We start from the raw sequence: 12,334 nt of genomic DNA on the forward strand, positions 1-12,334 counted from the left end.
CCGGCGTGGAAACCGCAGCCGTCGCCGCCGACCTTCACAACGTGTCCACCATTGGTCTTGACTTGGGCGGAACCAAGCTCGCGGCCGGGCTGGTCAGGGACGGTAAGGTGCTTCGGCGGCTCGAAACGCCGACGCCCGCGCACCTCGGCCCTTTACTCGATACCATTGAAAGCATGGTCGGCGACCTACAGGGTAGCGAACAGTTGGCCATCGGTCTGGGTGTGCCGGGTCCAGTGGTCAACGGTGAAACGACGTTCTTCTCGAATCTTCAGGGCCTAAATGATTCAAAGATCGAACAGGTTCTTGCTCAGCGTTTGGGGAGGGCAGTGGCGTTCGAGAACGACGCTAACCTCGCGGCGCTGGCTGAATCCCGACACGGCAGTGCACGCGGAACCCAGCACAGCGTCTACCTCACCTGGTCAACAGGGATAGGCTGCGGACTGATCCTGAATGGTGAGATTTTTTCTGGACGTACTGGTATGGCCGGTGAAGTCGGTCACACCCGAATGGGCTTCTCCGGCACCATGGACGGCAGCGGCACGCTCGGCACCCTTGAAGCTCAGGCCTGCGGCGCGGCGCTGGCCCGGGACGCCAGCTTTGTGTACGGTCAGCCGACGAGTGTTCCGGCGATCTTCGAGAAGATGGCGGGCGGTGACGAGCGGGCAACGGACCTGATCAGAAACGCGGCGGCGTACCTGGGCCGCTTTCTCCATAACCTGCAATTGTTGCTCGATCCGGAAGTGGTGGTGCTCGGCGGAGGATTGATGGCTCAGGCCAGTCTGCTGCTGCCAATGATCGAGACCGAACGCCGCAGAACTCGGGCGCTGCACGATTTCACGCCCCTGCGACTTTCGACTTTAGGTCCAGATGCTGGCATTGTGGGCGCGGCTGAATTCGCATGTCAGGGCGAACGCCAAGTCAGGGGGCGCTAAAGGGATTGCATTCCCTTGTTGACATGAGCCTCTTGCCATCCGCAAAGGAAGCAGGCGAGTTGCGGACGAACAGACCTGCTTGGTGATGGAAGGAACAAAGACAAGAGCAAACGGGAAAAGACCCCATAAACGACCGCCAAAGCGGGTGCAAGGGCCTTTGAATTGGGCAAGCGCAGGCGTTAGCAGCAGCCACCCACTTCCCACAGACACTGGCCTGAGAAGTCGGCAGAGGCATCCATTGGAAGGTCATTCAGCAGCGTCGTTCAGTTGAACAGCTTCACCAGACGCATTGGAGGTGTAAGCGGCCTGAACCACCCCCAGGGCAGCGTAACCGTCTTGCCAGGTCGCCCGGCCCGCGCCGCTTCCAGCGCAGACCTGAATAAAATCGTCCAGCATCTTGGCGTTCAGGTCTTCGCCGTAGCCTGCCCACTGATACGTGCCCTGCGTAATGTTGAGGTGATCGGCAAACACATCGAGGCTGAGCATTCCCCGACTGGCCGTGACGTCCAAGCGCAGCTGCCCCCAGCGTGGATACCCCTGGGGGCGGCTCCAGGAGCAGTCGATAGTGGCGCTGGCCCCTGAAGCCAGGCGGAGGGTAATTAGCCCTGCGGCGTCAATGTCGGCGTGCTCCGGCAACACCCACTGCGGCACCGGGCGGAGCTGAGCGTAGACCTCGGTGGGCCGCTCCCCGACAAAACGCAGCAGATCAGCCAGGTGCACGATGTGATCCATGCCTGCTCCGCCGCCCGCTTGGGCCGGGTCGCCGAACCACGGCTGCTCGTGATCGGGCGCGACGCTGTGATTGACGCCGCTGTAGGCCAAAACCTTACCGAGCTGACCCGCCCGCAGTTGCTCGGCGAGCGAAAGCGCCGCAGACGAGAACCGCGCCGGAAAGGCCGTGACAAACTGAACGCCCGCCGCTTCACAGGCCCGGCGCATGGCCTGAGCGTCGGCTTCGTTGGTGGCAATCGGCTTTTCGCACAACACGTGTGCGCCGCTGGCCGCCGCCAACTGCACCGGCCCCAGGCGCTTGGTGTTCACGGTACAGACGATGACCCCATGCGGGCTGAGGGCCATGATTTCAGCGGCAGTCCTCTGCATTAAGCCGGTGCGCTGGGCGAACTCCTGAGCAATGTTTGGGTCGTCCTCGGTGAAGCCCAGTACCTCGGTGTTCTCCTGCTGTGAGAGCAGAGCGGCGTAGTGCTGGGCATGGACATGGGCGGCTCCCAGAAGAGCGATTCGGATCTTCATTTCCACCTCTGCGGCGTAACCGCCCCGCCAGTCTCCACAGACTGCTGAACAGCCTGACCCAGCGCCACAGCCGCCACCGCGTCATCTGCACTGACCAGAAACGGTGTGCCGCCGCGCAGCGCCGCGTAAGCGTGACTGAGTTGATCACCGTAAGGATCGCCGTCTAGGGCGGGCAGCGTCGCGCCGAGTTGTCCCGGTAAAAGCGCCGGGCCATGCCGCCGCAGGGGAGCGGGGGCGTCAGAATTCCACTCTGCGGTTCCCAGCGTGCCCGCCACGTCCAGAGCTGTTCGGAAGACCCCTTCCGGCGCGGCCCAGCCTGCTTCGACGAGGCTGATGGCTCCCCCGCTGTGGCTCAGCGTGGCCTGAACCATGACTTTGCCCGCCTGCTGGGTTTGGACGGCGTAGACCCGCTCCACATCGCCGGCGATCCAGCGGGCGTAATCCAGATCATGCACCATCAAGTCCATCGGCACGCCGCCGCTTTTTTCTTCATCCAGCAGCCAACTGCCCACCGTGGGCGGGGTGCTGACTCGGCTGAGGCGTAGCACACGGGGTGCGCCGAAATCACCGCGCTCAAACCGCGCCTTGACCGCTCTGTACTGCGGGAAAAACCTCAGCACGTGCGCGACGAACAGCCGGACGCCGTTTGCCTCGCAACTCCGCTGCATCTCTATGGCGTCGGCAACACTCAGGGCCGCCGGCTTCTCGCAGATCACGTGGCACCCGGCCTCGGCAGCGGCCAGCGTCAATTCCCGGTGGGTAGGCGTCGGTGTGCATAAATCGACGACGTCCACCGCTGCCAGAAGGTCTTGAAGAGTGTCGTAGCCTTTCAGCCCGTAACGCTCACCCAAGGCCTTAGCGTGGCCGTCCAGCGCGAGATTGGCCACGAGTGCGCCGGGGACGCGTTTCCAGGCCTCGGCATGGGTCTGTCCCATCAGGCCAGCGCCGATCAGCCCGACCCTAAGGGTGCGCGGAGGGTGTGCCGCTTGCCCGGTCATTTCAGCGCCCCGCTGGTGATGCCGCTGACCAGCTGACGCGAGAAGACGGCGTAGAGCAGCACCACCGGCACAATGGCCAAGGTAAGCGCGGCCAGCACCGCGTTGTAATCGTTGACGAACTGTCCCAAAAAGGCGCTGGCTCCCAGCACGATGGTTTTGGTTTGCTCACCGGGAGCCAGAATCAGGGGAAACCACAAGTCGTTCCAGATCGGCACCATGCTAATGGCCGTGACTGCGCCGAGCGCCGGACGGATCAGCGGCAAGATCAAGCCGTAAATGCGGTACTCGCTGGCCCCGTCGATCCGGGCCGCTTCCTTGAGGTCTCTGGGAACGCCGCGCATAAAGGAGCTGAGGATAAACACCGCCAGGGGAATGCCCTGCGCCGTGTACACCAAGATCAGGGCCCAGAGTGTGTTGACCAGGTGAAACTTGACCATCAAGTCGAGGATGCCCACCGTGCCCAGCCGGATCGGAACCATGATGCCGATCGAGAGGTACAGCGCCAGCAGGGTATTGAGCCGGAACGTGTACTCACTGAGGGCAAAGGCCGCCATGCTGCTCACCAGCAAAATCAGGGCCAGCGAGCCGAGCGTCACGGTGAGACTGTTCAGAAAGTACAGCGGGAAGTTGGCCGACTCGGTCAGTGTTTTGTAGCCGTCCAGCGTAAACGTCTCGGAGGTGGGCAGCGCGAACGGGTGCGCGAAAATCGTGGCGCGGTTCTTGAACGAATTCATGATGATCAGCACCGTGGGAAACACGGCAATCAAGCTGTAGATCATCAAGCCGAGGTGGGCAAACACCTGTGGTGGCCGCTTTTTCCGGGTCTGGATCACAGCGTCACCTCAGTCATGCGCCGCTGCCAGCCGAGCAGGTAAATCAGTAGCCCCACCAAGATTACGGCGAGCATCACGCCGGCCACCGCAGCGCCCATGTACGGATCGCCAGCCTGCAACTGATAGCCGAAAAAGGTTCGGTAAAACAATGTTCCCAAGATGTCCGAGGCGAAGTTCGGCCCGGCCAGTGCGCCCTGGACGGCGTAGATCAGATCGAAGGCATTGAAGTTGCCGACAAAGGTCAGCACACTGACGATCCCTACTGTGGGCAAAATCAGCGGCAACTGAATGCGGCGAAACACCGTCCATGTTCCGGCTCCGTCAAGCCGGGCGGCTTCGTAAAGCTCTTCGGGAATGCGGACAAGCGCGGCCAGAAAGAGCAGCATGGGGATGCCGATGTTTTGCCAGACGCTGATCAGGGAGAGCGTCCCCAGCGCCGTGGAGGCCAGGCCCAACCAGGGCAAGTCTAAAGCCTCCAAGTGAAGCGGCTCAAGCAAACTGCGCTGCACGCCCCAGACGGGATTGAGGATCAGTTTCCAGGCAAAACCCACGATCACCACCGAAAGAACCGTGGGCGTGAAGATCAGCGTCCGGTAGAGGGGTGTGCCGCGCAGCTTCAAGCTGAGCAAAACGGCCAGCAGCAGCCCGACTGGATTTTGCACCAGCATGTGGACAACGAAGAAGATGAAGTTATTTTTGAGGGCATTGAACAGCGGCTGGGCGTACAACTCACTGCCCAGCAGCTTCTGGTAATTGGCCACGCCGACGAATGTCTGCACGCCGTCCACGCTGCTGTTCAAGGAAAGCCACAGCGAGGCCAGAATCGGGTAAATCATGATGACGCTGTAAATCAAGACGGCGGGCGCGAGGAACACCACCAGATGCAGCGGGAATGTTCGGCGGCGCGGGCGCGGGGCGCGGGAAGGCTTGAGATCGGAAGTGAGCATTCGCCTCCTTGAGACTTGAAGAAGTGATCTGGCGGCGCAGGTTGAGCGGGCGGCACTGAACCGGGCCGTTCAAGACAACAAGCTGAAACACCAGGGCTTCCGAGTGTTCCAGCTTGAATCGGTGGGGAGCGCAAGTCAGGTCAAGGCCTGCGCAAAGACGCTGAGATCACTTGCCTTTCTGGGGGCCGTACCAAGACGCGAGGTTCTTTTGCACCATGTCGGCGGCGGCCTGGGCGCTCAGGCTGCCGTTCAGGAGCTGAGAGCTGGCGTTCCAGAGATCATTTTCGTTGTTGGGATTGGCGTTGCGCGAGAGAATCTGGTACGAGGAGCGGAAGCTCTTGCCGCACTGATTGCGCCAGTTCAAGAACTCCTGAGCCACCGGATCTTTCAGGGTGTATTTGACGTTGGCCAGTGGGAAAAATCCCGGCAGGGCGTTGGCGTACAAGCTGGCGAACACGTCAGAGGCCACCCAATTGAGGAACGTCTTGGCGGACTCCTGATTTTTGCTGGCCGCGTTGATGCCCATCGCGATGTCGGGCTGGTCGCTGATGACGCACTTCTGGCCGTTGATGCTGTACGGCGCAAAAGCCCCCAGCTCCATGTCGGGATTCATCTGGCGGAAGGTGCCGATATCCCAACTGCCTGACGGATAAACCGCGCCGCGCCCCTGCGAAAAGAGGTTTTGCGCGTCTGGATAAGCCAGGGCCTGATAGCCGGGAGCCAGATAAGGCTTCCATTTGGCCAGCGAAGTGAAAGCCGTCAAAAAGCCGCCTTTGTTGTACTGCGCTTTACCGGAGATCAGTCCCTTGCGCCCCGTTTCGCCGCTCCAAGCGGTCGGCCCGATGTTCTGGTAGCCCATGGTCGCCGATTCCCACTGATCCTTGGTGCCCATCACCAGCGGCACGTACTTGCCATTTTGCTTGATTTTGTCCAGGGCCGCCAGGAACGCCGCTTCGGTCTTCGGAACACTCAGGCCGAGGTCACTGAACGCTTTTTTGTTGTACAGAAAGCCGTGAATCACCGACGCCATCGGCACGCAGAAGGTGGTCTTTCCGTCGTCGGTTGACCAAGCCGCTTTGGAGACCGTATCGAAGTTCTTGATGCCTGGCAGGCTGTTGAGGTTGGTGAGCTGCTTGGCTTTGTAGAGTTCGAGGCTCTGATCAAACGGGCGGCAGGTGATTAGGTCGCCCGCCGTACCAGCCTTGATTTTGGCGGCCAGCACGGCGTTGTACTCGGTCGGAGCGCTGGGCGCAAACACCACATGAATGTCTGGATGCTGCTTTTCGAAGGCCGGAATAATGACGTCTCGCCAAATCTTGATGTCGTCATTTCGCCAACTTTCGATGGTCAAGGTGGTTTTTTGAGCTTGGGCCAACCCAGCGCCTAGGGCAAGCAGAGAAGCAGTCAATAAAATCCCTTTCATAGCGACCTCCTAAAAAACAGCACCCATGGATTTTTGGTCAAATCCTACGGCAATGCAACGCCATTCGTTTTGATGAGTCTGTGCTCTTAGATATACCGGTAGACGCCACCATTGTCAATTCGCGCTGTGCCAAGAACTTCAGGCATGCAAAGTCATTTCACCGCTTTTGCAGTTGCTTCAGGCAACGAATTCCCGTTAGACCTGAATGTCTCGGTAACCTCCTCTGTGCAAACCGGACGATCCTGATTGGAAGCCACCGATTCACTAGAACGCTCTCAGAAGCCGGCCCTCCTCCGCATGGGGTGGTCGGCGCAGTGGGCGTGCCCAAGGGCTCAGACCTTCCGAATCTGGATCTGGTTCGGCAGTCTTGGACGCGCAAGCCTTAGACGAACCGCTATCTTGCAGTTGCTCACATCACGAAACAGTTCGACTTCAGGAGGACGACATGACCGAGGATCACCGAACCGTCTTGCCTTACGGCGCATGGCCTTCACCCATCACCGCCGACACCATCACTGCTGGGAGCGTGGGGCTGGGCGGCGTCACGGTGGACGGGCCGGACGTGTACTGGCTCGAAAGCCGCTCCAATGAAGGTGGGCGCAGCGTGCTGGTGCGCCTCGCGCCAGACGGAACCGCCAACGACGTCACGCCGCCGCCGTTTAATGTCCGCAGCCGGGTTCACGAGTATGGCGGGCGCTGCCACGCTGTTCAGGACGGCACCGTTTACTTCAGCCACTTTGCCGACAACCGGCTTTACCGGCAGATGAATGGCCAAGAGCCGCAGCCGATCACGCCGGAGTTGGAAGTGCGGTATGCCGATCTGGAAATTGACCTGTCGAGGGGCCGCTTGATCGCCGTGCGCGAAGACCACCGTGAGCATGACCGCGAAGCGCGTAACGAGCTGGTGGCCCTCCAACTCGGTGGCCCCAACCCTGAAGGCGGCGGCGTCCTGGCGACTGGCGCGGACTTTTACGCCTCGCCGCGCCTGAGTCCTGACGGCCACCAACTCACCTGGGTGGAATGGAACCATCCGAACATGCCCTGGGACGAGACACGCTTGATGCTGGCGCAAATCGCGGCGGACGGCTCGCTCAGCAACGTGCAACAGGTGGCGGGCGGGAAGAATGAATCGGTGCAGGAGCCGCGCTGGTCGCCCGGCGGCGTGCTTCACTTCGTTTCAGATCGGAGCGGGTGGTGGAATCTCTACCGGCTGAAGCCGGACGCGCAGGCCCTTTACCCGCTGGACGCCGAATTCAGCACTCCTCAGTGGCAATTCGGTTCCTCGAATTACGTTTTCTTGGCCGAGGAACGGTTGATGTGTGCTTATCACCAAAAGGGCCGCACCCATTTGGCGCGTTTAGAATTTCAGGAGAGCGGCTGGAAGCTCAGCGAACTCGCTACGCCCTTCACCTCCGCTGCGGATCTACGGGTTCAGGGCCAGCAGGTGGTGCTGAGAGCCGGCGCACCGAACCGTGCGCCGTGCATTGCCCGTTTGAGTGTCAGCGGCGACGTCGAGATTTTGCATGAATCCTCGACCTTCACCTTGCCGCCTGCCGATTTGAGCGTGCCGGAAGCCGTCGAGTTTCCCACTGAGGGAGGAAGGACAGCCCACGCCTTTTTGTATCTGCCCCGCAACGCTGAGACGCGTGCGCCGGAGGGTGAGAAACCGCCGCTGCTGGTGATGATTCACGGCGGGCCGACCGGGGCCACCGACGCGGTGCTCGATCTCTCGGTGCAGTTCTGGACCAGCCGGGGCGTCGCGGTGCTGGACGTAAACTACGGCGGCTCCACCGGGTTCGGGCGGGCCTACCGGCAGCGGCTCAACGGCGAGTGGGGCGTGGTGGACGTGCAAGACTGCGTGAACGCGGCGCTCTATGTGGCGGAGCGCGGCGACGCCGACATTCACCGGCTGGCAATTACTGGAGGCAGTGCGGGCGGATACACCACCCTGTGTGCGCTGACGTTCTCTGACGTGTTCGCTGCCGGGGCCAGCCACTACGGGGTCAGTGACGCCGAAGCGTTGGCGCAGGACACCCACAAGTTCGAGAGCCGCTACCTCGACAGCATGATCGGCCCCTACCCCCAGGAAAAAGCCCGCTACCAAGCCCGTTCGCCGATTCATTTCACCGAGCAGCTCAAGCGTCCGGTGGTGTTTTTTCAGGGTTTGGAGGACAAGGTGGTGCCGCCGGATCAAGCGCGGAAGATGTTCGAGGCCGTGCGCTCACGCGGTTTGCCGACGGCATTGGTGGAATTTGAGGGCGAAGGGCATGGATTTCGCCGCGCCGAGAACATCAAGCGGGCACTCGAAGGAGAACTGGAATTTTACGGTCAGGTGTTCGGCTTCACGCCGTCGGGGATCACGCTTGGTCTGGACATTGTCCTGTCACCTTGAGTAGGCCCGCCGCGACCGCTCACCACATCCGGAACGCCCGTTTCTGGTTGTTGCTTGTCACCGCAGCGCAAGAACTGGTCACGGTGGCTCAATCATGATGACGGACGCCCTGCTTGAGGCGTCGCCATCCTGAGATTTCGGTCAAACGCCGCTCGAAAACTTCTTGAAGTACTACCCAAGCAGCTGCCCTACCGATTTCCTCGCCACAATTGGGCGGGGAAAGGTTGGTGGAGCCTGACCGTAGGCCCGGCTGTAGCGTTCCCAGCAGACCTGAGCGTCCTCCGTCCTGTTCAGTAGAGTGAGAAGGGAAATCAGCGCCTCATAGGCTTCAAACCGGTTGGGATCGATGGTTAGAATGCGGGTGTAGGCCATCTGGGCGCTCTGCCACTGGCCCGCAGCGGTCTGGATCTCCCCCGTTCGGAACAGCGCACGCAGAGCGAGTTCGCGCAGGTAATCACGTTCCAGCGCGTACCAGTCGGTAAACGGATCGTCTTCCAGGAAGTCGCCCCGGTACAGCTCCAACGCCTGCGCGTAGGTGACGACGGCTGCCTCGCCGTGCTGCGTGTCGCCGTGCCGCACCAGCAGCTCAAAGGCTTGCACGTCCAGCCGAACAGGGAGACCCGGCGCAAAGCGGTAAGCCGCGCCGTCACGCGTCAGCACCTGCCCCTTCCCTTCTGGCGGCTCCAGCACCTGCCGCAGCGCATTCAGGGTGACATGCAACCGGGCCAGCACCCGCTGTCCGTACGGCTCACCCGGCCACAGCGCCTCGCAGAGTTCCTCAGTGGTGACTGGGCGGCCCCAGCGCGTAATGAGCAGTTTGAGCAGCTCGTGCGCCTGCCGCCGCTTGAAATCGCGGGAGGAGAGGATCTGGCCCTGGCGGCGCACCCGGAACGCCCCCAGCGTTTCGATCTCCAGCCAGGGGATAGGTGCGGGTTCAGGCTGTCCTGCGCCCAGATCCAGGGCGTGGGCAGCCAGCCGGGTCATCCACAGCAGCGGCGCAGCTGCCTCGGTCAGCACCCCAGGGGTCAGACTCTTGGAAAATTGGACGGTTTCCACACCGATGACCTCGCCGCCGTGCCAGACCGGCAGGCAGACGGTCTGCACATCCCTGGGCTGGAGCGAGCAGTTCAGCTCGGCGTGTCCTGAAATCTGCACCAGGCCGCGCAGGGCCGGGCAGCGTTCCGGGCCGGGGCAGGGGTGAATCTGACCAGGATGGGTTTCTACAGCCGTGCCCTGCCGGGGATGCAGCGCCGCCCGAAGCGCGGAGGTGGCCTTCAGGTTTTCTTCGAGCAGCCCCAGCGCTCGCTCCTGTGGTGTGTGGCCCGATTGTACCCGCTCCAGCGTGCGCTCACTCAGGGAAGTCAGCACCGCGTATAAGCTGGCGGCCAGCAGCGGGGCGATCTGCTCCAGACGGTGCCGCGCCTGCTCCAGTTGTTCGCCGTTCTGAGCCGCCAGATTCAACACGCCAATGACCGCGTGGGGCAGCATCAGTGGCACACTGACAAACGCGTGGTAGCCCAGCGCCTTGACCCGAACGCGCAGAAAGCGGGGGTCACCATCCAGCTCAGTACATTCCAGCACTTCCCGCTCCTGGGCGGCGCGGCCCGGAAAGCCCTCGCCGAAGCGGAAGACCGTGCGTTCGAAGAATGCTGAGTGATCCCCCCCAGAGTAGCCGCTCAGGAATAAGGTGGTCTGCTGTGGATCGGCCAGAAACAACTCGGCCACGTCCATCCCCGTCGCCCGGCGCAGATCGGCCAGCAAGACCCGCACCACATGGAAAAACTGCCGTGGATCGCTGCTGAGCGTCCCTGCCGTCCAGCTCAGGGTCTGCATGAGTTGGGTAGGCATTCATACAGTATGGACGATGACACCTCAGAAGACTGTTTCACTCCCGTAAAAAGTCGTCAATGTCAGCTCATACGGATTCCGATTAGATCGTGTTCAGCGTCCGTGTGCTGGACGCGATTTAATCGGACCAACGGAAGTAGGACAAGGTACTGGTTCTGCGTTGTGGAAGTGCATCCCGCGCTTTTTGAGGAGCGTACTGAAATTAAGCGGAATCAGTATCACAGGGCCGAGGGAACGCGGCCCCACCTCACTCCGCCGTCCTTTTTCACAGGAATCTGGAAATCAAAAAAACCCTCTCGCTATGGAGAGGGAGGAAAGAAAGACGCTTAACTCGGCTTCTCGGCTCCCCGACGACCATAAAACCACCAGTTGAGGGCCAGATTCAGCATGCAGAACACGGCCAGACCGTAGAAAAAGCCCTTGACGTTGCCGCTGGCCGCCAGATTGAAGCTGATCAGCATGCTGACGATGAACGGCCCGAAGGCAGCGATGGCCGCTGTCCAGCCGATCACGCCCGCGCTGTACGGCGGGTTGAAGATGACGGGCATCTGCCGGAAGGTGGACGCGTTGCCGATACCACTGAAGAAGAAGATAGCGAGCATGGTGCCCACGAACATCGGGAAGGTGGTCAGATCGGTGGGCGTGACGAAGAAGGTCACCGCGACGGCGGAGATGCCCATACCAATAGCGCTGATCGTCGTCAGAATGGCCCCGCCCGTCTTGTCGGCGATCAATCCGAACAGGACGCGCACCGCCGAGCCGATCAGCGGCCCCAGGAAGGCGAACTTCAGCGGCAGGGGCGCGTTCTCGAAACCGCCGTACAGCGTCTTGATCAGCAGAGGAAAGGCGGCGGCCAGCCCGCTGAAAGCTCCGAAGGTCATCATGTAGATGCTGGTCATGATCCAGGTGTGCTTGTCCCCGAAGATGGCGAGCTGCTCTTTCATGTTGGCCTTGATCGGCACGTTGCGGATCAGCAGCCAGCTCAGCACGGCGGCGGCAATCAGCCAGGGAATGTAGACCCATGAGGCGTTCTGAAGCCAGATGGTGCTGGTTTTCCCGGCAAAGACCCACTGCTCGGATTTGCTGCCCAGAAACCAGAACAGGTTGACGCCCACCACCCAGGGGGTCAGGAACTGCACCATAGACACACCAAAGTTACCGATGCCCGCTTGAATGCCCAGCGCGGTTCCCTGCATCTTCTTGGGGAAGAACAGGCTGGTGGACGGCATGAACGAGCTGAAATTGCCCCCACCCATGCCCGCCAGGAAGGCCAACGACAGCAAAACCCAGAAGGGTGTTTCGGGGTTCTGTACTGCCAGACCCCAGCCCACCGCCGGAATCAGCAGGCCCAGCGTGGAGAGCGTCAGGGTGGTGCGCGAACCGTAGACCGACACCAGGAACATGTGGCGCAGGCGGGTCAGTCCCGCTGCCAGACCCGGCATGGCGGTCAGCCAGAACAGTTGATCCTTACTGAGGTTGAAGCCGATGTCGTTCAGGCGCACGACGATGGCTGAGACCATGAACCACACCGCGAAGGCCAGCGTGAGGCCGAAGGTGGTGACCCACAGCGTACGCCAGGCGCGGGCCTTGCCTTCCCGCTCCCAGAAGACGGGATCGTTGGGCGTCCATTCGGGCAGATAGGCAGAGGACTGGTGTTTAGAGGATTCGGAGGTGGTCACACGGGCTCCTTGAAATTGCAGCGGGTTTCAA

The 12,334-nt window shown here is 61.4% G+C and carries 9 protein-coding genes; 2 read left to right on the plus strand and 7 right to left on the minus strand.

What is annotated here, in order from left to right:
- Nucleotides 1-5 precede the first annotated feature (5 nt).
- Nucleotides 6-932, plus strand: a complete 927-nt coding sequence (locus EHF33_RS19360; protein WP_164473630.1) for an ROK family protein — start codon at nt 6-8, stop codon at nt 930-932.
- Nucleotides 933-1,178: 246 nt separating this feature from the next.
- Here EHF33_RS19360 and EHF33_RS19365 read toward each other — a convergent pair whose 3' ends face one another.
- The 5 genes from EHF33_RS19365 to EHF33_RS19385 all read right to left on the minus strand — a co-directional run bounded on the left by EHF33_RS19365 (nt 1,179) and on the right by EHF33_RS19385 (nt 6,384).
- Nucleotides 1,179-2,183: a Gfo/Idh/MocA family protein gene (locus tag EHF33_RS19365; protein ID WP_124875280.1), complete on the minus strand. Its 1,005-nt coding sequence runs from the start codon at nt 2,181-2,183 to the stop codon at nt 1,179-1,181.
- On the minus strand, nt 2,180-3,181 hold the full coding sequence (locus EHF33_RS19370; protein WP_124875282.1) for a Gfo/Idh/MocA family protein: 1,002 nt from the start codon (nt 3,179-3,181) through the stop codon (nt 2,180-2,182). Before EHF33_RS19370 ends, EHF33_RS19365 begins: the two co-directional genes overlap by 4 nt.
- Complete coding sequence (locus tag EHF33_RS19375) at nt 3,178-3,960, minus strand: carbohydrate ABC transporter permease (RefSeq protein WP_124875474.1); 783 nt, start codon at nt 3,958-3,960, stop codon at nt 3,178-3,180. Before EHF33_RS19375 ends, EHF33_RS19370 begins: the two co-directional genes overlap by 4 nt.
- A 50-nt stretch (nt 3,961-4,010) precedes the next feature.
- Entirely contained in the window at nt 4,011-4,961 is a 951-nt protein-coding gene (locus EHF33_RS19380) for a carbohydrate ABC transporter permease (protein ID WP_124875284.1), read from the minus strand.
- 166 nt (nt 4,962-5,127) lie between these two features.
- Complete coding sequence (locus EHF33_RS19385) at nt 5,128-6,384, minus strand: ABC transporter substrate-binding protein (protein ID WP_124875286.1); 1,257 nt, start codon at nt 6,382-6,384, stop codon at nt 5,128-5,130.
- Nucleotides 6,385-6,829: 445 nt separating this feature from the next.
- On the opposite strand from EHF33_RS19385, the gene EHF33_RS19390 reads away from it, so the two are divergent.
- The gene (locus EHF33_RS19390) at nt 6,830-8,776 is read left to right on the plus strand and encodes a S9 family peptidase (protein ID WP_124875288.1); all 1,947 of its coding nucleotides are present in this window, start codon (nt 6,830-6,832) and stop codon (nt 8,774-8,776) included.
- Nucleotides 8,777-8,947: 171 nt separating this feature from the next.
- On the opposite strand, the gene EHF33_RS19395 is transcribed toward EHF33_RS19390, so the two are convergent.
- Together EHF33_RS19395 and EHF33_RS19400 are read right to left on the minus strand one after the other, a co-directional pair.
- The gene (locus EHF33_RS19395) at nt 8,948-10,624 is read right to left on the minus strand and encodes an AfsR/SARP family transcriptional regulator (RefSeq protein WP_124875290.1); all 1,677 of its coding nucleotides are present in this window, start codon (nt 10,622-10,624) and stop codon (nt 8,948-8,950) included.
- A gap of 326 nt (nt 10,625-10,950) precedes the next feature.
- Nucleotides 10,951-12,303: an MFS transporter gene (locus EHF33_RS19400; protein ID WP_124875292.1), complete on the minus strand. Its 1,353-nt coding sequence runs from the start codon at nt 12,301-12,303 to the stop codon at nt 10,951-10,953.
- Nucleotides 12,304-12,334: the final 31 nt, after the last annotated feature.

The organism is Deinococcus psychrotolerans, assembly GCF_003860465.1.
Classification (GTDB): Bacteria; Deinococcota; Deinococci; order Deinococcales; family Deinococcaceae; genus Deinococcus; species Deinococcus psychrotolerans.